This is a genomic window from Wolbachia endosymbiont (group A) of Eristalinus aeneus (assembly GCF_964026915.1).
GTDB classification, from domain to species: Bacteria; Pseudomonadota; Alphaproteobacteria; order Rickettsiales; family Anaplasmataceae; genus Wolbachia; species Wolbachia pipientis.
The window spans coordinates 1,263,073-1,286,137 of record NZ_OZ034712.1 but is presented as its reverse complement, the minus strand read 5'-3'; the positions used below and the strand labels follow the sequence as shown (position 1 = coordinate 1,286,137).

Here is a 23,065-nt window from a genome sequence, read left to right as displayed (position 1 = left end):
TAAGTAAAAGGCTATAATATCTGAAATTTTAGTACGGGGTAAAGATGAGAAAAAAGTATCCAACAGATCTAAGCGAAAGGGAATGGGCAAGAATAGAAAAACACTTCAGAGTATCATACAAGAAAGGAGGAAGGCCGCCAAAGTATAGCAAAAGAGAAATATTAGAAGCAATTTTCTATGTATTGCGTACAGGGTGTCAATGGCGGTATTTACCAAATGATTTTCCGCTATGGAAGACTGTGTATGAGCAGTTCAGGCAATGGAAGAAGCAGGGAATTTTTGAGAAAATGAATTATGAAATTACAAAATATAGTAGAAGAAAAATAGGAAGGAATGAGCAGCCGAGTGCCTGTATAGTAGATAGTCAATCTGTAAAGACTACAGAAAAGGGAGGATCAAAGGCTATGATGGAAGTAAAAAAGTAAAGGGTAGAAAAAGGCATATAATTACAGACACTCAGGGTTTTATACTAGGTTGTTACGTAGGCGCTGCTAACGAAAATGATAGAGATGGTATTAAAATAGCATTAAACAATATGAGAACAAAATATACTAAAGTTAAAAAAATGTGGGCTGACATGGGATACCAAGGAAGAAATTTAAAGAATCACATAAAGGAAGAATATGACATAGATATTGAAATTGTTAAAAGGCCTCCATGTAGATTTTGGGTGCACAAAGATACGCCACCTGAGCTACTACCAACAAGAGAACAAGGGTTTAAAGTACAGCCAAGAAGATGGGTTGTAGAAAGGACTTTTGCTTGGGTTAATAGGAATAGAAGGCTATCGAAGGAGTATGATTTACTCACAACATCCACTGAGAATTTCATATACCTAGCTATGAGTAGGGTTATGTTAAAGAGGGAATATGCTTGAATTTACTAGTTTCCGGACAACCTCTAGTTGTATTATAAATTCATTATGGTATGCTAACTCAATATTATTTTAGGGGGGTTCTTATGTTATTACCAATAGCAGCTGGAGGTGCACTAGTTGGTGGAGTTTATACTATATATAGACAAAGTACAATCATATCAAAACTAGAAGCTCAAAGTAAGCAAATATCAGAAAATCATGAAAATCAGTTAAAAGCAATTGAAGAAAAGTATTCTTCTTTACTTAAAGCAGCAGCCAAAGAGAAAGAAGAGTCAATGAAAAGATCCGAAGAAGAAAAAGAAGGGTTAGCGGTATTAGTAAAAAAGATGGATGAAGAAGGAAAAGAAACAGAGGAAAGATATCAGGAATTATTGAACAAAATGGAGCAAGAAAAAGAAGATTTAATCAAAAAAACAAACAAAGAGAAAGCAGAGCTCAAAGAATTAATTGACGCAGTCGTTCAAGACAGAAAAGAATTAATAGAAAGGTCTGAGGAAGAAAAAGAAGATTTAAAAGAATTAATAAAAAGAATGGATGAGAATAATAAAAAAACAGAAGAGAAATATCAAGAATTAATTAATAAAATGGAGCAAGAAAGAGAGGAGTTAGTTAAGCAAATGCATAAAGAGAAGCAAGGCCTCAAGGAATTAATTGAGACAATTGCTAAAGAAAAAAATGAGTTAATTGAAAGAATTGATAAGGAAAGAAATGAGGATAAGCTAGTTAATCAAGAATTACTTGCAAAGATGAATACAATTCTTTGTCTTCCTGGTGTGAATGCTGTAATACAAAAATGGGAAGAAGCAGGAAATATGTATATATCGAACCATATTCAATCTAGTAATGAAGGTGAATCAAGTAAAACTGTTTCAAAATTACAAGATGATAATAGTTCAGAATGTGAATCTGACATAGAGATAATTGAAAATCCAAGTACTGATATAGATGAAGTAAAGCTAAGCAGTAGCTGCCAAGGAATGAGTAAATAGTTTAACCGAGAAAGTAATGCTGCCTTTTTTACTTATAAGCATATTGCTTTCTCTCTTCATTCTACTACTAATCTATTGTTATTTGAAATGGAAAAGAGGAAAAGTTATGTCTGAAAATTTTGAGATTGATATTGAAGTTGATCAACAGGAGCAAGGTTCAACAGCAGTAGATCATATTACGCTCGAGGATACACTAAAGCTACTGAAGTCTGATGGGTTATTATCTGATCTTGATAATGATCTACACAAAATTTGTACGGGAAAGAAAGCTATAACAGATCATAAGGAATATTTTAAAACGCAGGTTGATAGTAAGCTTAAAAAGCTCTGCACGATATATCATCCTGACTCAGTACGAAGGCGAAATGGATCTGAAGAAGAAGTGCTGAAAGCAACAGCAGTGCAGGCAAAAATAAATGCCGTGCGAGAGATACTAGGGCACTTTAATGAAAACTTTTCTCAATATGATGACTTTAAATATAGCTATTTTAGTAAAGTAGAGGTTAATTTGTTAGGTAATGAGAAAAAATTAAGACAAGTAAGCTATACTGTACTAAATAAACTAGGTGAGTTGTCTTATATCAAGCATGAGAAGTTAATACCTAATCTGAATCAATTTTTAAAATCAGGGCAAAGTAGCACGAAAGGATTTATCTCAGGTAGCTTTAATAAATTTCTTAAGGAAAGAAATAATGTTGAATTTTATTTTCGAGAATACTTATATGCTTACAAAGAATTATTCATTGATCTAAAGTCATTTTATGAGCTGTGTAAAGAAGATAATTATATGAAGCCCATTGCAGCTCAAATGTTAAATGAGTGTAGTACTCAGGGTAAAATATTGACTAAAATTGACGACTTTTTAGGTCAAAGTGAATTTCAACACAAGATGTTAATCAACGCAAACAACTTAATAAAATGTGGGTATCCTTATTGCATTAATAATCAAGAAGATTATCAAAAAGCAGATAAGTATTTTACTCTGCCATTTATAGAATATATAAGTATTTTAGCTATATGCCATAAGGTTTATTTAACTCAAGAGCCTAGAAGTATAAATTTACTAGCATCATGGGTGCTATCGTTTACGACAGTTTGTAGTACCTCTAAAAATAGTGAAGTTATATGCAAAGCTAATAATGAAGTTATTGAAAATTTAAACGATCTTTTATCATTACATAGACTTTCTCATCACCTTTTGGCTTATTATTGCTATGGTAATGAAGCAAGTAGGGAATCGGCAGCTAAGTCTTTACATATTGACTCATTGAATAAAGAATATGCACTGCAGTTACTCGTTCAAGTGATCGATGTATACTCAGGCTATCTGGAAAGGGAGTTTCCGCCTGAAAAGGATTTTTATGAAAGGATTTTAGAAGTGCAGATGAATTTTTTAGAGACGATGGATAGTCTATACAACGAATTTTACAAAAAAATGGATAAACATGGTGAGCAATTTCTTAAAGAAGATTTAGAATTTCATAGACAAATCGATGGACAAGATTCAGAGCGTCGTCAGTTAGTTTCAGGACTTCTAGTAAAACGTATGGAACGTAGAAAAGCAACTTTTGCAAAAATAGAAAAAATGACAAATGGAAAAATATCTGAAAGTACTAAAGAAGAACAACAAAACAAAACCAGTTGCAGCTCACCTAGCCAACAATGTCCTAAAAATCAAGCTGGTGACCAGCTAGGTCCAGGTAGCAAATTGAGTGAAGCACAGCCAATATTGCGTAGCCATTCGCTTAACTCTTTACATTCTGATAATAGTGATATTAAAATAGACAGCAGTTCACAATGTCGTTAATCTGGCAGGCATAGCAAGTCAAGAGGAAATGGCAGAAGTGTGAAAGGAGGTAATATTAGGTTAATGATTTAAGGACTTTTCTAAGGAAATTAGCTTCCCCCTCTTGAAGTTTATGGTTTTTCAAGCATACCACTATCTTCAAGATTGTGTAGGCCAGTTGCCTGATGTACTACATTAATAGGAACACCTACCTCAATTTGCCAACTCTTGAAATTCAGCTAACTTTAATAGACTTTAGCATAAAGAAGTTGAACATTTCTTCAGAATTGTGTATAATTATTAATGCTTTTTGTGTGCCGTAGAGATACAAGGAATGTTCAGGAAAGAGCAAACTAAGTGCGAAAGCTGCACAATAGATGAGGGTGGACCCCTCGGAGCCGGTTTACAAGAGCAGGCTTCAAACAACCATAAGCTGCTTTGGTAAAGAGCCAAGGTAGTGAGCGTTATGGAAAAGGCGTAATTATGCGTCATGTGTGAAATAGAGAGATGAACGCAAGTGAACCACTGATTACACGTCGAAAGGTAATGCGATGATGTCAAAACCAGGGGAGAAAAAGTAACTTGGGATAAGCCTATCGGGAACTTGTCTACTGGGTAGGTGGCATCCGGCATATAGGTGGCATGAACCTATTTCAGGCTATTGTGTGGAACTACGGGAACCTGTCGTTTCGATGATAAGGGAGAAGTCCAAGGAGCTGAACTCTAAGGAAGAGAGTACTGATGCGAAAAACAGGGGCGGATTAGCTTGTAGTAGTGAAGAAGTTTTTGTAATGGAAATGGAGCGAAGGGGCTGAGTTATTTAGTTTTAATTATTTATCAACCGAAAGGGAAGAGTTAATGAATAAAACAAAATCTTTTGACATACCAAAGCAACTGATTTGGAAAGCTTATAAACAAGTATCCAAAAACAGAGGTGCGGCAGGTGTAGATGAGGTCTCGATAACAAAGTTTGAAGAAAATCTAAAAGATAATCTATACAAACTGTGGAATCGGATGTCATCCGGAAGTTATTTTCCAGAATCAGTAAAAGCTGTTGCGATACCAAAAGATACAGGAGGACAAAGAACTTTATGTGTTCCTTCAGTATTCGACAGGATAGGGCAAACAGCAGCTACTATGTATCTCGAACCGTTAGTAGAGCCGGAATTTCACGAAGATTCATATGGTTATAGACCAAACAAGTCTGCACTGGATGCGGTAAGTACAGCGTGTAAGAGATGTTGGAGAAGTGATTGGACGATAGATCTTGATATTTCTGGATTTTTCGACAATCTGGATCATGTGTTAGCACTGCAAACTATCAAGAAGCATACAGATTGCAAGTGGGTCATACTGTACGTGGAAAGGTGGATGAAAGCCCCGATTCAACTAGCAGATGGCAGTAAGGTAGTTAGGAATAAGGGAGTTCCACAAGGAGGTTCTGTAAGCCCAATCATTTCTAACATATTTATGCATCATGCATTTGATATGTGGATGAGGCAAAACTACCCAACAATACCGTTTGAGAGATATGTAGATGATGCAATGGTGCACTGTAAAACCCAGAAACAGGCAAAATTCATAAAAGACAAGATCGAAGAAAGATTGGCTGAGTTTAAGCTAAAATTACATCCTGAAAAGACACAAATAGTGTACTGTAAGGATGACAATAGGAGAGATGAGTTTCCAATACAGAGCTTTGACTTTCTGGGTTACACGTTCAGACCTAGACTGGCAAAGAACAATAAAATAGGAAACTATTTTGTCTCATTTCTACCTGCAATTAGCAACAAAGCCAAGAAGAAGATCAACCAAACCATAAGGTCATGGAAAATACGTAGGCAAACATATACAACACTAGAGAAAATATCAAAGAAAATAAATCCTATAGTCCGAGGCTGGTATCAGTACTATGGCAGGTTTTATAAATCAGAGATGTATCCATCTCTCAGAAATGTAGAGTGGCACCTAGTAGGATGGGTCAGAGCCAAATATAAGAAACTTCGAAATCATAGAAGACTAGCAAAGCAATTTCTAGCAAAAGTGAGAAAGAGGTCTCCAAATATTTTCTATCACTGGACACTAGGATTGGGATCAAAAGGCTGAATAACGGGAGCTGTATAAATTGAGAGGTTTACGTACAGTTCTGCGAGAGACTGGTGGGGAAGCTCCGCCGGTCTACTCTCCAGGTTGATTTCTTATGACTTTTTCTAAGTTTCTTGATCCCAAAAATGATATATCGTTCAAGCGTATCTTTGGTACTGAAAAAAATAAAGGCATCCTCATTCACTTCCTCAATGATATTCTTGGCTTTACTGGTAAAAATGAATAAAAGATATAGAGTTTTTAAGTACTATTCAAGACCCTGAAATTGCTTCTGATAAACAAAGCATTGTTGATGTTCTTTGCAGGGATTCTAGTGGGAACAGGTATATAATTGAGATGGTGCGACCTGAAAGTCTTCGGTCATATTGTTTAAAAGGAGAGGAATTCATTCAGAAAGAAACTGAAAGGATTCTAAAACTTATTAAACCAGATGTTTTGCCATCTGAGTCTACGCATCAGTGCGAATCGGGCAACCGGTTGGTGCCAAGCGATGCGGACAATGAACCTCCTCTTGAAAAAGAAGATGCTCAATCGTGAGAGAGGCATAAACTGCAAGCATCATGTGGTTGGAGGGCTAGGCTTAGTGGTATGGTGAACGTAAGTGAAGCTTTATAAGTACCGATACGATGAAAGAGCTAAAGATGCTGATAAGCTCTGACCAAAAGGTAATGTGGATAAGATACATTTTTCATCTCTGGATGTACGCAAATAACAATTCCACCGGTATAGAGAAGCCACCTAACCCACTGTTGTATGACTGGAGAAACAGGGTAAGCCTGTATTTTCGCCTACATGGCAAGCAAACCGCAAGGAATGCTGATGGAAGTGCAGGTAAAGGAGAATGGAGAAAGCGAATGCCATTTTGTAACGAAATGGATAGAATTTGTAACATTAATTCTCGTGAAAACGAGCAGACTTCCATTTGGTCCCTCGTGACAAGAAACTTTGTTAACCACTTAAGGTAGGAAAGCAGATGATTACAAGTAAACCTGTAAGTGCATCTACCGAAAGCTTTGAAGCATGGAAGCAATTGCCATGGAAGAAATGCCAGAAAGTTATTGTGAGGCTACAAAGACGTATTGTTAAGGCTGTCCAAGAAGGAAGATGGGGTAAGGTAAAAGCTTTACAACATCTTCTCACACGCTCTTTTAGCGGAAAAGCTTTGGCTGTTAAGAGAGTAACTGAAAACCAAGGAAAAACCACAGCAGGTGTAGATCGTCAACTATGGTCAACTTGCAATGCTAAATTTCAAGGAATAAAGCTGCTAAAACAAAGAGGATATAAACCTTCTCCGCTCAAACGAATTTATATCAGTAAATCTAATGGCAAAAGAAGGCCTCTTGGTATACCCACGATAAAAGATAGAGCGATGCAAGCATTGTATCTGCTCGCGTTGGAACCGGTAGCTGAAACAATCAGTGATCGTCACTCTTACGGCTTTAGACCTAAAAGATCCTGCGCAGACGCTACTGTGGCTTGCCACTTATTACTGGCAAGTCGTAATCAACTACAATGGATACTCGAAGGTGATATCAAAGGTTGTTTTGATAACATTAACCATGAATGGCTCATGAAGCATATTCCTATGGAGAAGAAAATTCTTCATAGATGGTTAAAAGCTGGTTTCCTAGAATCGAAAACTCTGTATCCCACAACTGCTGGCACTCCGCAAGGAAGTATAATTTCTCCAATACTAGCTAACTTTACCTTAGATGGTCTTGAACAGTTATTAGAAAGTCGCTTTGGTAAATTAGGTAGCAAAAGAAGAGGAAAAATCAGAAGTGGAGTGAATGTAATCAGGTACGCAGACGACTTTATTATTTCAGGTTTCACACATGAAGTACTGGAAAATGAAGTTAAGCCTTTAGTATCATCTTTTCTTCATGAGCGAGGTTTAATTCTATCAGAAGAGAAGACAAAGATTACATCTATCACAACAGGGTTTGACTTTCTTGGTTGTAATGTACGTAGATATAATAAGAAGTTAATTATTAAACCTTCGAAAGAAAGTATTAAAAGACTTCTGAATAAAGCACGTACATTGATAAAAGCAAATATAGCGAACACTCAGGCTATAGTAATTAAGTCACTCAATTCTCTACTGAGAGGATGGGGAAATTACTATCACCATGTGTGTGCTAAAAAAGCGTTTAGAAAGATCGACAATGAAATTTGGCATAGTTTATGGAAATGGGCAAAGAAAAGACATCCTCGTAAAGGATTACGTTGGATAAAGAATCGTTACTTCAAAGTAATGGGTCAACGCCAATGGGTTTTTGCTGCACCCATATGCAAGAACAAACCAAAAGAGATACGGTATTTAAGACTGCTTAAGCTGATTGATATACCTATCAGACGACATGTTAAAATCAGAGCGGATGCAAATCCCCTTGACTTAAAATGGAAAAAGTATTTTGATGAGAGAGTAAAACGAACAAGAATGTTGGCAAGCTCCTTTTCAAGAGAAGGTTCTCTACTATTAGTGTCACCACTAAAGTTGATGTATTCTGAGGATTTATGAAAGACAAGCCGGTTCGACAAAAGAAGAACTTAGATAAGGGGCTCAAGCGTAGTGTGGGGAAACCTGCATGCTGCGTTTCTAAGGGAGGGAGTAGTAGTAATACTGCTTCCTTACCTGACCAGCTCGCTAGAGACAAGGGCTTCGAAAAACGCGCTCAATTATATGCCGCTAAAGCCTACTCAAGACAATTAGATAAATCTGGCAACTACATTGATTTAAAGAAAGTCTTCTTTATTGCTATATCAAATTGTAACTTACTTCCTGAAGAAGTTGATTATATTTCTACTCACAATATACGTGATATAAAAACTAACGGCCATTACTTAAAAGATTTTCAATTTATCTTTATAGAATTGCCCAAATTTTCAAAAAGTAAAGTAGAGCAGCTAGAAAGTACAATAGAAAGGTGGTGTTTCTTTTTTAAATATGCAGAAGAAACAACAGAAGAGGACTTAAAAGAGATAGCAGAAAAAGCACCAATAATAAAGCTGGCGTATGATGAGTTAGACAAGTTTCGTTGGAACGAAAAAGATTTAGTAGCCTATGAAGAAAGGATAATGGATCTACGCAAAGAAGAAGCCATTCTTGAATATAGACTTGATCTTGCTAAAGAGGAAGGTAGAAAAGAGAGGGAAATTGAAGTCGCAAAGAATCTACTTAAAGCAGGTGTTTCTTTTAATATTATAGCTCAAACTACTGGTCTTTCTATGAGTGAGATCAAAGAATTGCAGAATTAAGTGTGAATGGTTACGAAAAATATAAGTTTTTGCGATAAACGACATAGTGATGTATTTGTTGTTCAGCATGTCAGTGGAATATTTTCTGAAAAATTTCCACATAACTCTTTCAGATTTCATAATATCTCTTGCCACTCATCTGAACAGATACCCATTTTGGAGGGATACCAATAATAGTTGTGAGCGGTACAAGTTTAGTCCATATACCTTCCAAGCATAACACGCTCACGAAACTTTAATGCAATAGCTTGATTTCTACTAAAAGACAGCATTATGCCAAGTGCAATGCTCGAAGATAAAAGAGAAGAACCACCATAGCTAAGTAACGGCAGGGTTATGCCGGTGGTTGGAAAAACACTCAATGTTACCCCTATGTTTATTATGAATTGTGTGATGAATTGCATTGAGATACCGAGAATCACTAACAGATTAAATAATTCATTTTCCCTATATGCAACGTAAAGCAAGCGGGCGGAAATGATGCCAAATAACATCAATGTGGCTAAGCACGTAATCAAACCAAATTCTTCTGCTAAAACAGAAAACACAAAATCTGTATGGCAATCAGGAAGAGAGGCTTTTACGCTACCTTCACCAGGTCCAACCCCAGTTAATTGACCTCTTTTGAATGCTTCTAATGATTTTGTGACTTGAAAGTTATCGCGCTGCGTAAAAAAGACAAAATTGTAAATCCTTTGCTTTATATGTGGGAGGCATAAGTAAGCTATTGTAGTTCCAGTTGTGGCCATTCCTATTATGCATAGAAAGTATAAAAGTGGTATACATGCAATAAACATTTGACCAATAAAAGAATATGTTAAAAGCATAGACATACTGAAATCAGGTTGCAAAAGTAACAACACAAAAACTAACAGAAATATTATGATTGATATGTGTATTTTAAACTTCATTTCGCTGGCCAAGATACTAGCTATAACAACAGAAAAAAATGGCCTTACGAACTCAGATGGTTGAACTGAAATTTTGACAATATGTAACCATCGTTTCGCACCTTTTACCTCTATACCAAGTATTATCGCAGTTGCTACTAGAATAGTAAATAAAGCGAAACCTGCGAATGAGAGGTTAAGTATAGTTCTTGTGTTGAGAAAAGAAAATGTCACCAAGGTAATTAGTGACAGGACTATATAAATTGTATGGCGCCGTATAAAATAATCCTGTGGTAGAAAAAGACGCTGCGCAATTACAGGGCTTGCTGAATAAACAAGAATGAAGCTTATAGTGAGCAAAAAAAACACTGGAAGGATGAGATAATAATCCAGCGTTCTATACCAGAGTTTAATATTCATTTTGTTCCAATGTGTAATGCCACTATTCCATAGCTCATATTATGAAACTCAACATTCTTAAAGCCTACCTCTTCAATTTCCATTTTAAAATCAGCCTGAGTTGGAAATTCTCTGATGCTCTTCACTAAATATTCATAAGAACTCTTGTCTTTAGCAACTATGCTGCCAATTTTAGGAATTACTTTAAATGAATATAAGTCATAAAGTTTGGTAAATATCTCATTTTGATAGTGCATAGGGGCAAATTCTAAGCAGATAAATTTTCCATGTGGTTTTAATACCCTGTGCGCCTCATTTAAAGCCTTCTTGCGGTCAGAAACGTTTCGAATGCCAAAAGCTATTGTGCAATAATCAAATTCGGAGTCTTCAAATGGTAAACTTTCTGCATTCGCACATACCCAATCAAAATTAATTTGGTTTGAATTTATAGCTTTATCACGTCCTCTGCTTAGCATGTTTTGATTTATATCGCATACTGTAACCTTAGCACTTGGCTCTTTTCTTACTATTCTTATTGCTATATCTCCAGTTCCTCCAGCAACATCTAAAACCTTAGAGTTTTTTGTAAAATGCACACTATTTACCATCCTATCTTTCCATAATCTGTGCATTCCGAGGCTCATTATATCATTCATGGTGTCGTAGCGACTTGCCACGGAATCGAATACCTCTTTAACTAATTGCGATTTCTTCTTGATTTTTATAGTAGACATTACGTAAAAACTCCTTTATAATTAGTAAAAATTAATTTGAATTAACGCAAATGTCAACGACAAGCCTTGAGCCTGTTAAAATCTTCTTCAGCGTGGTATGATGACCGAGTTAGTGGGCTTGATGCAACCACTAGGAACCCTTTGGAGTAAGCGATATATTTATAATGCTCAAACTCTTCTGGGGTAACATACCTATCAAGTTTTGCATGTTTTGGAGTTGGTTGTAGATATTGACCAATTGTAATAAAATCAACCTCAGCACTGCGCAAATCGTCCATAACCTGAAATATTTCCTCTTTTGTCTCTCCAAGACCGACCATAAGCCCTGACTTTGTGAAAACTTTGGGATTAATCTGCTTTACCATCTTCAGTAAATATAGTGAATGAAAATAGCGAGCTCGTGGTCTTATTTTTGCATACAATCTCGGCACTGTTTCAATATTGTGGTTATAGACATCAGGTGATGCAACAGCAATTGCTTCAAATGCTTCTTTCTTATTTAAAAAATCAGGAGTTAAAATCTCTATTGTTGTTTCTGAAGTTATCTTTCTAATTTCTTCTATGCACTGTATAAACTGATTTGCGCCACCATCTGGTAAATCATCACGATCAACAGAAGTAATGACAACATGTTTTAAGTTTAACTTTTTTATCGCTTTTGCTAAATTTTCTGGTTCATGAGGGTCTAGTTTATCAGGAATGCCAGTTGCAACGTTGCAAAATGCACAAGCACGAGTGCAAACAGAACCGAGAATCATTACAGTAGCGTGACGCTTATTCCAACATTCGCCAATATTTGGACATGCAGCCTCTTCGCACACTGTATGCAAGTTATGCAGTTTAACGATGTTTAAGGTCTCATTGAATACTTCACCGGTCGGAGCTTTTGCTCTGAGCCATTGAGGTTTGTTATGCATCTGAAACGGCTAACTCTACCTCTTGCTTTACTAAAACTTTTTTCAACCTTCTTTTTATCTTCTGCGCTTTCTCACTTAGTTTAATCGTTCTTGTGTTGAGCAAAAAAGCATCTAAATCACCTTTGTAATCTATAGTTCTCAAAGTTCTTGTTGCCACACGAAATCTAAACTTTTTATTCAATATATCACTTGTCAACGTAATCTTATGTAAATTTAAAAGAAAGGTACGCTTTGTTTTACGATTCGAATGTGATACCTTATTACCAAAAGATTTTTTTCTATTTGTTAATTCACAAACTCTACTCACTTCAATATACCAAATTATTCTATGTACTTAGATTACCTTATATAGTCAAATAGTCAATACTCTCTTGCTTAATTTTTATACCATATACTGCTTTGTAGCCAAAAAATATCGTAATTTTTTCTATTATAAGAGAAATCATATGCTGAATTTCCAATGCTTTGCTGCCATTTGTTACTACCAGATGCAACACACCAGAATTTATATTCTGTGCATATGAGATCTTTTTCGGTTTTGTACACTCTGCTATTTCTTTCCCTACTATATTTCGCCAGTTTAAAATAAGACGTATTTCATTTTTGCTAATTTTATTTTTCATGCATTTTAATGCATAGTTTTCTATTATAGACTTTAATTTTTTTGGACCGCTACGTTTGAGCATTTTTCTGTTTTTTTAGTAGGTAGATAATATAAAAGTATACATATAACTTGAGATTTTGTCATTACTGCTACATGTTTGTGAGATACCGTGACGGTATGACCATAATCGTCACTCCGCAACGCATATTGCATAGTCGTCATTCCGCGGCGTGTTCGCGGAATCTAGCTCTGGTCACGCTACTTAGATGACAACCTTCTAACTGCTTTACAAAGGCTCTACCCTCTGGCCTCACACCGTAAAAGCAGTATTTTTATGCAAAACTTATCTCAACGTAGCACTTGCCAAGATCGTTCCATTTACCAAATTTTGTGCTGTCATCTTTGCCTCATAATTAACCTTATAGCTGTTTTAATTGTAATTAGTTAAATTATTATTAACTTGCCAGGCTAGATCCAAAAAATAGCATAATCAATATGCAAATTGTAATAGAAATCACGTTTGCGTATGGTTTATTGCTATGCGGTTAATCTTTCCTCAATCCAAGCTGCTTGAATAGCTTCGAGTATTTTTTCGTTACAGCGTTTTTCATCATCATCAAATTCCTCTAAACTCAAGACCTTTTTTTTAAGCTCAGTGAATCTGATACTAATTATATTCTCATTTGGAAATTTTTCCTCCAGAGCTTCCACAATATCTTCTATATCAAGCCATTTCATACTTTTTTGTATTTATCTGCTAAGTTAAATTGGTGCCCATGGGGAGACTTGAACTCCCAAGGTCGCAAAACCCACGGATTTTAAGTCCGCTGCGTCTACCGATTCCGCCACACGGGCTTTTTTTATCTATCTAGAGTAAAACTCTACTACTAAATTGACTTCCATGTCTGCTGAATAAGGAACCTCAGAATATTGAGGTGACCTCAAATACTTCACTGAATGCTCTTTACTATCTGCTTCTAAATAATCCGGAGCCTTGCGCTCTTGTTTTTGTTCAGCCTCTACTACTACAGGGATTTTTGCTGCCCTTTCTCTTATTTTTATTATATCACCTGGCTTCACTCGATAACTCGATATGTTAACCACCTTATCATTAACTGTAACGTGCTTGTGAGATATGAGCTGCTTTGCTGAGTAAATTGTTGGAACAAGACCAGAGTGGTATAAAACAGAACTTAATCTCGATTCTAAGATACCGATAAAATTATCAGCCGTATAACCCTTTCTGTTATAAGCATCTAAAAATGTACGTCTGAGCTGCTTACTTGAAATCGCGTAGTAAAACTTAAATTTCTTATGTGCAGCAAACTGCTTACCAAAGTCGGATAACTTCTTGAATCCAAGAATACCATGTTGACCTGGAGGGTATTTCCTTTTGTTTACTGGGTCTTTAGCTCTACCCCATAAATTTACACCAAGTCTACGGCTAATCCTATACTTTCTAGTGATAACAGTTGTCATATAAAAACTCTCACGATTCAACTCTAGATTATTAAGGATTTTAGCACTCAGTGTCAACTTGTTTTTGCTGATATAATCTTTTATACTTCATTTTTAAGTTTTTCTATTAACACATGAATCATTCACATTTAAAATCTATGGCAAACGCCATCCGTTTTTTATCAATTGATGCAGTACAAAAAGCAAACTCTGGACACCCAGGTATGCCACTTGGCATGGCAGATGTTGCAACTGTTTTGTTTGCTAAATATCTGAATCATAATCCTGATGATTCTAAATGGTTCAATAGAGATCGCTTTGTTTTATCAAACGGTCATGGGTCAATGTTACTATACTCAATATTATATTTGACAGGTTATATTAGCATAGATGAGCTAAAAAACTTCAGGCAAATGGGATCCAAGACCCCAGGTCATCCAGAATTCGGCTTGACTTCCGGGGTAGAGGCAACGACAGGCCCTTTAGGGCAGGGATTTGCCGCTGCTGTTGGCATGGCACTTGCTGAATCAATCCTTAAAAAGCAATTCAGAATCAATCACTACACTTACGTGATGCTAGGGGATGGCTGTCTTATGGAAGGAATAAGCCATGAAGCAGCATCACTTGCTGGGCATCTTAAATTGAATAAGCTTATAGCTCTTTTTGATGATAATGATATTTCTATAGATGGCGCTACTTGCCTTTCCTGCTCTGATGATGTAGAGAAACGCTTCTTAGCGTATGGATGGAATGTTGACAAAATTGATGGCCATGATTTTGATGCCATATCCCTTGCAATAGAGCAAGCAAAAAAGTCTGATAAACCTACAATGATCTGCTGCAAAACTATTATCGGAAAATTTTCAAGCCGTGCTGGCACATCCTCTGTTCACAGTGGTGCTTTTTCGGAGGAAGACATCAAACAGATGAGAGAGAAATTAAACTGGAATTATGAACCATTTCATGTACCAGAAGATGTGAAAAACGCCTGGATGAAAACTGTTGAGAGAGCAAAACAAAATTACACGATGTCATTCCAGCGCGTGACCAGGAAAGAAGAAAAAGAATGGATCCCAGTGTCAAGCACTGGGATGACAAAAAGTGGAGCTGGGGTAACAGGATATCATGTAGAACTTCAAAGACGGTTAGATAAACATCTACCAGACAATATCGCTGGTGTTTTAGCTGACCTGAAGAAACAAATATGTGAGCTAATGCCAAACGAAGCTACTCGATCTTCTTTTGGTAGGGTAATGGAACTTTTAACACAACATATGCCGGAATTAATCGGCGGTTCTGCTGATCTTACCGGGTCAAATTGCACTAAATATAAGCACATGCAGGTAATAAATAGCAATAATTATAGTGGCTCTTATGTCCACTATGGAGTGAGAGAACACGCTATGGCAGCTTGTATGAATGGTATGGCACTTCACGGCGCGATTCTTCCTTATGGCGGCACTTTTTTGGTATTTTCCGACTATTGTCGTCCTGCTATACGTCTTTCAGCTCTGATGAAGCAGCAGGTTATGTATGTCATGACTCACGACTCAATTGGAGTGGGAGAAGATGGCCCAACTCATCAGCCAATAGAGCATTTAGCCTCTTTGCGTGCTATACCAAATCTATATGTTTTTAGGCCAGCCGATGCAGTTGAAACTCTGGAGTGTGTTAGCATTGCACTCGAAAAGAAAGAATCTCCAGCACTGTTTGCGCTCTCAAGGCAAAACGTAAGTTACATGCGCAAGTTCTACTCTGATATCGATCAATCTGCTAATTTATCGAAGTTTGGTGCATATATTTTGTGTGAATGTTCAAAAGAATTAAAAGTGACGATATTTGCTACGGGGTCCGAGGTTGAAATTGCAGTTGAAGCAAGGGAGAAATTGCAGGAAAAGGGTATAGGTACAAGGATTGTTTCTATGCCATGCTGGAGGCTTTTTGACGAGCAAAGCGATGAATATAAAGCGGCAATATTAAATAATGACAGCATTAAAGTTGCAATTGAAGCCGGAAGTGAAATGGGTTGGCATAAATACATAGGTTCAAACGGTATATTTATTGGCATGAAAAGCTTTGGAGAATCAGCACCTTATAAAACACTTTATGAGCATTTCAATATCAGTGCCGATCATGTGGTAAAATGTGTGTGTGAGAAACTGGTTTACATTCAGTAGACTTCTTGCATAACCATATGAAAGCCCACTCTTCTTTGTCATTCCAGCGCGTGACGTTATCCAAGATGATGTCATTCCAGCACTTGACACTGGAATCCAGTTTTCCATCCAAGACGGTGTCATCCCAGTGCTTGACACTGGGATGACACCTTTTCCGGTAGAAGATCACTATCAAATCACATTGCTCTGGTCATTATGATCACCATTATTTTGTTCAACTGATTGATCGACCCCAGGTGAAGAAGAATCATCATAAGGTTGTGTGTCAGACTTTTCTTCGTCAGACCCAAACAACCATGAAAAAAAACCACCAAAAAATGATGCAATTAATGAAAAAGGCTTCATAAGTATACTAAACAAACTACCAAAAAAAGAGCTCGGCTGTTCTTCTGTTTGTGCAGGTTCTGTGGAAGCAACAGGACCTACATCGTTGTCTTGTACATCAGTTCCTTGTTCTGCACTGGTGGTGCTGGTTTGTCCTCCCTTATTTTGTGTAGATCCAGTAGGTTGACTACCGTTGCTTACACCAGTTCCTTGTTCTGCACTGGTGGTGCTGGTTTTTTCCCCTTCTTTGCTATTATCTGATTGTAGTTCAGTATCATCACCTACTCGTTTTTCTTCCTCTTGACCCCCTTCACTATCTGTCGATGATCCACCCGCTGAACCATCATCAGATTTTTCTGCTGGTTGCAATAGAGTTTTTATTCCTTCATCAGTGGCTAATTTGAAAGGAGTATTTCCATCTTCATTTTCTATATTAACATCTGCTCCTTTTTTTATTAAGAATTTTACTGTTTCCGCAGAGGCGTTTGCTGGACGATCTGCATAACCCATAAACACTTTATTTTTTGTAGCAAAATGTAAAGGAGTCCATAGATCGTTATCTTGTATATTAACATTCGCTCCTTTTTTGAATAAAAGTTCTGCTATATCCGTATAACCTTCTCTAGCAGCCCAATGCAAAAGAGTATGTCCATATGAATCTACTGCATCAGCATTTGCTCCCTTGTTTAATAAAGCTTTAACTATATCTTTATGGCTACTATTGTAATTATATTCCATCATACTCTGAAGAAGTGATTCCATTACTGTATCAACCTTTGCTCCACTATTTAATAAAACTTCAGTTGCATCTTTATGACCATAGAAAGCAGCTTTAAACAAAGGAACCATTCCATTTTTATCTGCTATATTAACATCTGCTCCTGCTTTTATTAGGGCGTCTACTATTTCTTTATGGCCACTTGCAGCAGCTTCAAATAAAGGAACCATTCCATCTTTATCTGCTATATTAACATCTGCTCCTGCTTTTATTAGGGCGTCTACTATTTCTTTATGGCCACTTGCAGTAGCTTCATGTAAAGGAGTTTTTCCATTGCTGTCTATTGAATTAACGTTTACTTTTTTACTTAATAGACTTTGAACCTCCTTATAATTATCACTTTTAACGGCTGAATACAAAGCTTCGATATCCTTTTGCGTTTCTTCTAGAATTTTTACTATATGTTTCCCGCCTTGTTGAGAGGCAAGATTTAAAGGAGTGCTGCTAGTATTATCTAGTGGAATAACATAAATTCCTTTTGCTTCTAATAGAACTGTTACTATTTGCTGATCGTCAGTTTTAGCGGCTTCATGTAAAGCAGTCCTTCCATTTTTATCTGCTATATTAACATTGATCCCTTTTGCTTCTAATAGAGCTTCTATTATACTTGTATCGAGTGGTTGCGTTTTGTTGGCTTTGTCAACAGCAACATGTAAAAGAGCGCGTCCATTTTCAGACTGTGCATTAACATCTGCTTTGTTATCAATGAAAAGCGAGACCATATCTTTGTCTCCTTTGACAATAGCATGCCGTAAAGGAGTAAATCTGTTTCCATCTAATGCATTAACATCTGCTCCTTCACTTATTAGACTTTTTACCTTATCAATTTCACCTTTTTTAACAGCCTCAAATAAAGCAGCATTTTGTGGAACTTGGCTTTCTTCTTCATCATCTTGCAATACTGGATTAACATCATCAGTTTTTTCTGCGTTTTGCAATAGAGTTTTTATTTCTTCTGCCTTAGCTAAATTTAAGGGAGTTTTTTCATTTTTATCTTTTATATTAACATCTGCCCCTTTATCCAATAGAGCTTGCACCACCTGCTGATAACCACTTTCAGCAGCAAAGTGTAAAGGAGTCTTTCCATCTTTATCTTGTGCATTAACATCGATCCCTTTTACTTTCAGTAGGGCATCTACTGCATCTTTACGGCCATGTGCAGCAGCCCAATGTAAAGGAGTCTTTTTATCTTGACCTACTGCATTAACATCTGCCCCATTATCCAATAGATCTTTTACTATAGTACTTCCCAAAGTAAATGATAAAGGTATAATAAGCTATTTGAGTTATAATGGCGTATAGTGTGGATTTAAGGGAAAGGGCAGTATCGATGATAGAAAAAGGGAAGTCAAAGGTTGAGGTGGCAGAGCTTTTGGAGATAGGAATAGCAACTCTGTACCGCTGGTTAAGAAAGAAAGCCGCTGGTGAAAGCCTAAGGCCATCGAAAAACGGCAGCTTTATTCGAAAAATAGACCCAAAAATACTCGAAGAATATGTTAAAAAGAATCCAGATCATACGCTGGCAGAGATGAAACAAAATCTTGGATTTGGAATAAATTCAATTTGGTATAGGCTGAAACAGCTAAGAATTACTTTAAAAAAAAGTTACACTATATCAAGAGCGCAATCAAGAAGATAGGCAGCGATTTACCGATAAAATCTCAAAAATAGACCATTCCAGCATCTTATATATAGATGAAGCAGGAGTTGATAATAGGTTATACCGAGAGTATGGACGTGCTCCAATAGGAAAGAAAATTTATGCAGATATTCCAGGAAGAAAACGAGAGAGAATCAGTATAATAGGCGGGTGGATTGGAAAGAGATTTATTGCACCAATGACTTTCAAAGGTGGGTGTGACAAAGAGGTATTCAATACATGGTTAGAGAAGATGTTATTACCTAAATTGCCACATGGTACTACAATAGTTATGGACAATGCCACATTCCATAAAACTCCCAAAACAAAGGAGTTAATAGATAATGCTAGATGCCGTTTGCTCTATCTACCAACATATTCACCAGATTTGAACCCTATAGAGCATTGTTGGAATACCATCAAAAGCCGCCTCAGACCTTTAATGCATAAATATACAGACTTACAACTTTTGGTTGGTAATACCATAATGGAAATTTATCATTCATTTTAGAAAATACTATACCTTTATCATTTACTTTGGGAAGTACTATACAAAGTAGAAGATTTTACCAACCAAAAAGTTATAATATTTGGTGTGGCAGAGCACAATATTCATTTTGAAAGGGATTTAAATTCAGAGCAAAAGGATTCAATACATGAACCGGAAAATTACGTTTTAGTGTTTTACCCAGGCGTACTAACGTGGCACGAACATCGTCATTTGAACAGAGGTTGGGAAGAGAAACAAGTAATATGTTTAATGCATTAAGCATATATATTTATATCTTCATATACTATATTAGTATTTAGTTAAAAAGGTGTACTACGCGAAAAAAGACTTGCCTTTTTATGCCAAAACGCACATAACTTGAATAGCAGCAGGTAAATATAAGAAATTTGTCTGGCGCTAGAAAAGATAATTTTGTGAGGTATGAAATGGGGTTCAGCGAAGAAAAGAAAGAATCTTTTAACAAGTTTTTTAAAGAAGTATCAAGGAATGGATTTAAAAATATTAATAAAAGGGATGAAAAAGGAGAAACAGTATTGCACCATGCAGTAGAAAATTCCGATCACAAAACAGTGAGGTTATTAATAGAAAAAGGAGCGGAGATCAATGCAAGAGATAAAAATGGTTATACGCCACTGCACTGTGCAGTATTCGCAAAAAGTTTAGAAAATGTAAAAGTACTGCTAAGGTCAGGAGCGGAAATAAATGCCACTCAATATGTCAGTGGATGTACGCCACTGCACTCTGCATGTAAAATAGGAGGAGCAGGAGTTGAAATAATAAAAGAGCTAGTAAAAGCAGGATCTGAAGTTAATCAACTGAATAAGTATGGTTCAACACCAATGTATTACATATGGGAAAGTGAAAAGTATTGTCTATGTGATAGGGAAGAGAGTGAAAAGGCAAGTAAATTTTTGAGAGCAAAAGGTGGAGTAACAAAAAGTAGAAAACTGACGTGCTATGGAATAGAGGGGCTAGTGGGAGAAATAGCAGACAAGTTGGATAGGAGCTATATGCCAGAGCTAAAAATAATGGAGATCGAAGAAATAAGGAAGAGAGACAAATCATTAATAAAGAAAGAATGTCAAAATTTAGCAACCAAGATAATGTGCCAAGTAAACGAAATGATAGATGAGGTGGTGAGAATTAAAAAAGGGACTTAAATTTAAAGAAAAGGTGAGGTAGGTTATGAGTAAAAAAGAAAAAGAGGATGCACTAAAAGAATTATTAGAGAACTCAGGTAAAAATATTAAGGAGACAAAAAAGGAACTGCATTATGCAGTAGACGGAAAAACAGTGAGCTTATTAGTTGAAAAAGGAGCGAATGTGAATGCAGCGGATGTAGAAGGATATACAGCACTGCACCTAGCGATAACGGAGAAACGTCTAGAAACAGTTAGAGAATTGATAAAATCAGGAGGGAATGTAAATGCTGAAGAGTATGGCAGTAAATGCACACCGCTGCACCTTGCATGTATGGTGGGGAAAGTGGAAATAGTGGAGGAGCTAGTAAAAGCAGGGGCTGAAATAGAACAAGCAGATAAATTTGGGATGACAGCGATGGATTATGCGAAAAATAGTAAAGAGGTAACTGAAGTATTGAAGAAAGAAACAGACAGAATAGAAAAGTTATTTGAGAAATTATGAGAGGCTGAAAATATGGAAAGAAAGGAAGAAATAGAAAAGAAAGTAATGAATTTAGAGAAAAAAGCGTTGGAAGAGGTGAGGAAAATATGGAAAAAGGTATATGGAGAAGGAGCGCCTAGATACTCAAAGAAATACCTGATACCAAGATTAGCTTATAGAATGCAGGAAAAAGCGTACGGAGAAATATCAAGAAAAGGGGCAAAAAGACTAGAATACCTGGCAGATCGACTAGAGAAGGGAAAAAGGATAAGTAGCGATAAACTGCCAGTAGAGGGAACAGAGCTAATATTAGAAAGAGGGGAAGAGACGCATGCGGTAATGGTAACAGATAAGGGTTTAATCTATAAAGAAGAGTTTTATACGTCATTATCAGCAGTAGCCGGCAAAATAATGGGAATGAGTTATAATGGACCGCTCCTATTTGGAATGAGAGATAAGGAGAAAGAATGCTGAAAGAGGTAAGATGCGCGATATATACGAGAAAATCAAATGAAGACGGGCTAGAACAAAAGTTTAATAGTTTAGATGCACAGCGAGTAGTATGTGAGAAGTATATAAAAAGCCGAGAAGGGTGGGTAGCATTGGCAAAAAAGTACGATGATGGAGGGTTCTCAGGGAGTAATTTGAATAGACCAGCGATAAAGGAATTGTTTGAAGATGTAAAGGTAGGAGAAGTCGACTGTGTAGTAGTATATACGCTAGATAGGTTATCAAGAGAAACAAAGGACTGCATAGAAGTAACATCATTTTTTAGAAGGCACCGGATAAGTTTTGTAGCAGTAACACAAATATTCGACAATAATACGCCAATGGGAAAATTTGTACAAACAGTGCTATCAGGGGCGGCACAACTAGAAAGAGAAATGATAGTAGAGAGAGTAAAAAATAAAATAGCAACATCGAAAGAACAAGGGTTATGGATGGGAGGAAATCCACCGCTTGGCTATGATGTAAAAGAAAAGGAATTAATAATAAATGAAAAAGAAGCAAAAATAATAAAGCATATATTTGAGAGGTATATGGAGCTGAAGTCAATGGCAGAATTGGCAAGAGAGTTAAACAGAGAAGGATATCGAACGAAAGCAAAATCAGATATCTTTAAAAAGGCAACAGTGAGGAGAATAATAACAAACCCAATATATATGGGAAAAATCAGGCATTATGAGAAACAGTATAAAGGAAAGCATGAAGCGATAATAGAAGAAGAAAAATGGCAAAAAGCGCAGGAATTGATAAAGGATCAGCCGTATAGAAAAGCAAAATATGAAGAGGCGCTACTAAAGGGAATAATAAAGTGCAAGAGCTGTGATGTAAATATGACACTGACATACTCAAAAAAGGAGAATAAAAGGTACCGATATTATGTATGCAACAATCACCTAAGGGGAAAAGATTGTGAATCAGAAAACCGAAATGTAATAGCCGGAGAAGTAGAAAAAGAAGTAATGATGAAGACAGAGCAGCTATATGAAAATTGGAAAGAAAAGACCGAAGAAAAATGGGAAAATTTAAGTTTTGGAAAGCAGAAAGAAGTGGTGAGAAAGTTAATAAAGAGAGTAATGGTAAAAGAAGATGGAATAGAGGTGAGTTCAGAGGATAAGGTGGAATTTATACCAATGTGGCTAAAAAAGAAAGGAAACAAATGCACAGTAGTAGAACCAGAAGGAAAAACAAATAATGCGCTACTGAAAGCAGTGGTAAGGGCTCATCTGTGGAAACGTCAACTGGAGGAAGGAAAATATAGGAGTATGAAAGAGCTGAGCATTAAAATTAATATAGGTACAAGACGCATACAACAAATTTTAAGATTAAATTATTTAGCACCAAAAATAAAGGAAGACATAGTAAATGGGAGACAGCCAAGGGGTTTGAAGTTAGCTGATTTAAGGGAAATACCGATGCTATGGGGTGAGCAGTTGGAAAAGTTCTACGGATTAGTGTCTTAATTACACCGTTTAACAAAAGGGGGAAACT

Annotated in this window: 23 protein-coding genes, 1 tRNA gene and 2 pseudogenes; 17 read left to right on the top strand and 9 right to left on the bottom strand. The window is 36.5% G+C overall.

Annotated features, from left to right (window positions below):
* Positions 1-44: 44 nt before the first annotated feature.
* The 8 genes and pseudogenes from AAGD62_RS06630 (at position 45) to AAGD62_RS06595 (ending at position 9,016) form a co-directional block, all read left to right on the top strand.
* Positions 45-877 (top strand): IS5-like element ISWpi1 family transposase gene (locus tag AAGD62_RS06630; protein WP_094189578.1). Its coding sequence is split into 2 segments (ribosomal slippage): positions 45-414 and positions 414-877, totalling 834 coding nucleotides; the frame shifts between segments, so codons are not numbered across the junction.
* 83 nt (positions 878-960) lie between these two features.
* Positions 961-1,866: a hypothetical protein gene (locus AAGD62_RS06625; protein WP_155968738.1), complete on the top strand. Its 906-nt coding sequence runs from the start codon at positions 961-963 to the stop codon at positions 1,864-1,866.
* A gap of 106 nt (positions 1,867-1,972) precedes the next feature.
* Positions 1,973-3,673, top strand: coding sequence for a hypothetical protein (locus AAGD62_RS06620; protein ID WP_341812723.1), 1,701 nt, complete (start codon positions 1,973-1,975; stop codon positions 3,671-3,673).
* Between the two features lie 837 nt (positions 3,674-4,510).
* Positions 4,511-5,758, top strand: coding sequence for a group II intron reverse transcriptase/maturase (gene ltrA / locus AAGD62_RS06615; RefSeq protein ID WP_155968744.1), 1,248 nt, complete (start codon positions 4,511-4,513; stop codon positions 5,756-5,758).
* 130 nt (positions 5,759-5,888) lie between these two features.
* Positions 5,889-6,097, top strand: a pseudogene (locus AAGD62_RS06610) (PD-(D/E)XK nuclease family transposase); the annotation flags it as partial.
* A complete protein-coding gene (locus AAGD62_RS06605) occupies positions 6,095-6,295 on the top strand; it encodes a hypothetical protein (RefSeq protein WP_012481961.1) in 201 nt (66 codons plus the stop codon). The pseudogene AAGD62_RS06610 and the gene AAGD62_RS06605, both read left to right, overlap by 3 nt.
* 436 nt (positions 6,296-6,731) lie before the next feature.
* Positions 6,732-8,279 (top strand): group II intron reverse transcriptase/maturase, encoded by a 1,548-nt coding sequence (gene ltrA / locus AAGD62_RS06600; protein ID WP_155968541.1) that lies wholly within the window; start codon positions 6,732-6,734, stop codon positions 8,277-8,279.
* The gene (locus tag AAGD62_RS06595) at positions 8,276-9,016 is read left to right on the top strand and encodes an Rpn family recombination-promoting nuclease/putative transposase (RefSeq protein WP_341812722.1); all 741 of its coding nucleotides are present in this window, start codon (positions 8,276-8,278) and stop codon (positions 9,014-9,016) included. The genes ltrA (AAGD62_RS06600) and AAGD62_RS06595 overlap by 4 nt, the downstream gene beginning before the upstream one ends.
* A 194-nt stretch (positions 9,017-9,210) precedes the next feature.
* Here AAGD62_RS06595 and AAGD62_RS06590 read toward each other — a convergent pair whose 3' ends face one another.
* The 8 genes from AAGD62_RS06590 to rpsD all read right to left on the bottom strand — a co-directional run bounded on the left by AAGD62_RS06590 (position 9,211) and on the right by rpsD (position 14,039).
* Positions 9,211-10,326: an FtsW/RodA/SpoVE family cell cycle protein gene (locus AAGD62_RS06590; protein WP_155968545.1), complete on the bottom strand. Its 1,116-nt coding sequence runs from the start codon at positions 10,324-10,326 to the stop codon at positions 9,211-9,213.
* Positions 10,323-11,039 (bottom strand): bifunctional demethylmenaquinone methyltransferase/2-methoxy-6-polyprenyl-1,4-benzoquinol methylase UbiE, encoded by a 717-nt coding sequence (gene ubiE / locus AAGD62_RS06585; RefSeq protein ID WP_155968547.1) that lies wholly within the window; start codon positions 11,037-11,039, stop codon positions 10,323-10,325. The genes AAGD62_RS06590 and ubiE overlap by 4 nt, the downstream gene beginning before the upstream one ends.
* Positions 11,040-11,092: 53 nt before the next feature.
* Entirely contained in the window at positions 11,093-11,956 is an 864-nt protein-coding gene (gene lipA, locus AAGD62_RS06580) for a lipoyl synthase (RefSeq protein WP_155968549.1), read from the bottom strand.
* A complete protein-coding gene (gene rpmB / locus AAGD62_RS06575) occupies positions 11,949-12,263 on the bottom strand; it encodes a 50S ribosomal protein L28 (RefSeq protein ID WP_155968551.1) in 315 nt (104 codons plus the stop codon). Before rpmB ends, lipA begins: the two co-directional genes overlap by 8 nt.
* Positions 12,264-12,300: 37 nt before the next feature.
* Entirely contained in the window at positions 12,301-12,642 is a 342-nt protein-coding gene (locus tag AAGD62_RS06570) for a DUF721 domain-containing protein (protein ID WP_010082513.1), read from the bottom strand.
* A gap of 455 nt (positions 12,643-13,097) precedes the next feature.
* Complete coding sequence (gene iscX, locus AAGD62_RS06565; protein WP_007552114.1) at positions 13,098-13,298, bottom strand: Fe-S cluster assembly protein IscX; 201 nt, start codon at positions 13,296-13,298, stop codon at positions 13,098-13,100.
* A gap of 30 nt (positions 13,299-13,328) precedes the next feature.
* Positions 13,329-13,415: transfer RNA gene (locus tag AAGD62_RS06560), tRNA-Leu, on the bottom strand.
* Positions 13,416-13,424: 9 nt separating this feature from the next.
* Positions 13,425-14,039: a 30S ribosomal protein S4 gene (rpsD, locus tag AAGD62_RS06555; RefSeq protein ID WP_010962555.1), complete on the bottom strand. Its 615-nt coding sequence runs from the start codon at positions 14,037-14,039 to the stop codon at positions 13,425-13,427.
* A gap of 113 nt (positions 14,040-14,152) precedes the next feature.
* Between rpsD and tkt the strand changes: the two genes are divergently transcribed.
* On the top strand, positions 14,153-16,195 hold the full coding sequence (gene tkt / locus AAGD62_RS06550) for a transketolase (RefSeq protein WP_155968553.1): 2,043 nt from the start codon (positions 14,153-14,155) through the stop codon (positions 16,193-16,195).
* A gap of 17 nt (positions 16,196-16,212) precedes the next feature.
* A complete protein-coding gene (locus tag AAGD62_RS06545) occupies positions 16,213-16,341 on the top strand; it encodes a hypothetical protein (protein ID WP_269203986.1) in 129 nt (42 codons plus the stop codon).
* Between the two features lie 25 nt (positions 16,342-16,366).
* Here the strand turns inward: AAGD62_RS06545 and AAGD62_RS06540 are convergent, their stop codons facing one another.
* Entirely contained in the window at positions 16,367-18,550 is a 2,184-nt protein-coding gene (locus tag AAGD62_RS06540) for an ankyrin repeat domain-containing protein (protein WP_265031872.1), read from the bottom strand.
* A 38-nt stretch (positions 18,551-18,588) separates the two neighbouring features.
* On the opposite strand from AAGD62_RS06540, the gene AAGD62_RS06535 reads away from it, so the two are divergent.
* The 7 genes and pseudogenes from AAGD62_RS06535 (at position 18,589) to AAGD62_RS06505 (ending at position 23,037) form a co-directional block, all read left to right on the top strand.
* Entirely contained in the window at positions 18,589-18,936 is a 348-nt protein-coding gene (locus AAGD62_RS06535; RefSeq protein ID WP_155968342.1) for an IS630 transposase-related protein, read from the top strand.
* A 19-nt stretch (positions 18,937-18,955) separates the two neighbouring features.
* Positions 18,956-19,447, top strand: coding sequence for an IS630 family transposase (locus AAGD62_RS06530; protein WP_155968340.1), 492 nt, complete (start codon positions 18,956-18,958; stop codon positions 19,445-19,447).
* 39 nt (positions 19,448-19,486) lie between these two features.
* Positions 19,487-19,705 (top strand): annotated as a pseudogene (locus AAGD62_RS06525) (phage tail protein); the annotation flags it as partial.
* A gap of 167 nt (positions 19,706-19,872) precedes the next feature.
* The gene (locus AAGD62_RS06520) at positions 19,873-20,607 is read left to right on the top strand and encodes an ankyrin repeat domain-containing protein (RefSeq protein WP_006280237.1); all 735 of its coding nucleotides are present in this window, start codon (positions 19,873-19,875) and stop codon (positions 20,605-20,607) included.
* 25 nt (positions 20,608-20,632) lie between these two features.
* Entirely contained in the window at positions 20,633-21,091 is a 459-nt protein-coding gene (locus AAGD62_RS06515) for an ankyrin repeat domain-containing protein (protein WP_341812721.1), read from the top strand.
* 12 nt (positions 21,092-21,103) lie between these two features.
* Positions 21,104-21,544, top strand: coding sequence for a DUF2924 domain-containing protein (locus AAGD62_RS06510; RefSeq protein WP_044471239.1), 441 nt, complete (start codon positions 21,104-21,106; stop codon positions 21,542-21,544).
* On the top strand, positions 21,538-23,037 hold the full coding sequence (locus AAGD62_RS06505; protein WP_341812720.1) for a recombinase family protein: 1,500 nt from the start codon (positions 21,538-21,540) through the stop codon (positions 23,035-23,037). The genes AAGD62_RS06510 and AAGD62_RS06505 overlap by 7 nt, the downstream gene beginning before the upstream one ends.
* Positions 23,038-23,065: the final 28 nt, after the last annotated feature.

Excerpts from the sequence above, each read along its gene's own strand:
- AAGD62_RS06625 (WP_155968738.1), top strand. The coding sequence starts at position 961 with ATGTTATTACCAATAGCAGCTGGAGGTGCACTAGTTGGTGGAGTTTAT.
- AAGD62_RS06620 (WP_341812723.1), top strand. The coding sequence starts at position 1,973 with ATGTCTGAAAATTTTGAGATTGATATTGAAGTTGATCAACAGGAGCAA.
- ltrA (WP_155968744.1), top strand. The coding sequence starts at position 4,511 with ATGAATAAAACAAAATCTTTTGACATACCAAAGCAACTGATTTGGAAA.
- AAGD62_RS06605 (WP_012481961.1), top strand. The coding sequence starts at position 6,095 with ATGGTGCGACCTGAAAGTCTTCGGTCATATTGTTTAAAAGGAGAGGAA.
- ltrA (WP_155968541.1), top strand. The coding sequence starts at position 6,732 with ATGATTACAAGTAAACCTGTAAGTGCATCTACCGAAAGCTTTGAAGCA.
- AAGD62_RS06595 (WP_341812722.1), top strand. The coding sequence starts at position 8,276 with ATGAAAGACAAGCCGGTTCGACAAAAGAAGAACTTAGATAAGGGGCTC.
- AAGD62_RS06590 (WP_155968545.1), bottom strand. The coding sequence starts at position 10,326 with ATGAATATTAAACTCTGGTATAGAACGCTGGATTATTATCTCATCCTT.
- ubiE (WP_155968547.1), bottom strand. The coding sequence starts at position 11,039 with ATGTCTACTATAAAAATCAAGAAGAAATCGCAATTAGTTAAAGAGGTA.
- lipA (WP_155968549.1), bottom strand. The coding sequence starts at position 11,956 with ATGCATAACAAACCTCAATGGCTCAGAGCAAAAGCTCCGACCGGTGAA.
- AAGD62_RS06570 (WP_010082513.1), bottom strand. The coding sequence starts at position 12,642 with ATGCTCAAACGTAGCGGTCCAAAAAAATTAAAGTCTATAATAGAAAAC.
- iscX (WP_007552114.1), bottom strand. The coding sequence starts at position 13,298 with ATGAAATGGCTTGATATAGAAGATATTGTGGAAGCTCTGGAGGAAAAA.
- rpsD (WP_010962555.1), bottom strand. The coding sequence starts at position 14,039 with ATGACAACTGTTATCACTAGAAAGTATAGGATTAGCCGTAGACTTGGT.
- tkt (WP_155968553.1), top strand. The coding sequence starts at position 14,153 with ATGAATCATTCACATTTAAAATCTATGGCAAACGCCATCCGTTTTTTA.
- AAGD62_RS06545 (WP_269203986.1), top strand. The coding sequence starts at position 16,213 with ATGAAAGCCCACTCTTCTTTGTCATTCCAGCGCGTGACGTTATCCAAG.
- AAGD62_RS06535 (WP_155968342.1), top strand. The coding sequence starts at position 18,589 with ATGGCGTATAGTGTGGATTTAAGGGAAAGGGCAGTATCGATGATAGAA.
- AAGD62_RS06520 (WP_006280237.1), top strand. The coding sequence starts at position 19,873 with ATGGGGTTCAGCGAAGAAAAGAAAGAATCTTTTAACAAGTTTTTTAAA.
- AAGD62_RS06515 (WP_341812721.1), top strand. The coding sequence starts at position 20,633 with ATGAGTAAAAAAGAAAAAGAGGATGCACTAAAAGAATTATTAGAGAAC.
- AAGD62_RS06510 (WP_044471239.1), top strand. The coding sequence starts at position 21,104 with ATGGAAAGAAAGGAAGAAATAGAAAAGAAAGTAATGAATTTAGAGAAA.
- AAGD62_RS06505 (WP_341812720.1), top strand. The coding sequence starts at position 21,538 with ATGCTGAAAGAGGTAAGATGCGCGATATATACGAGAAAATCAAATGAA.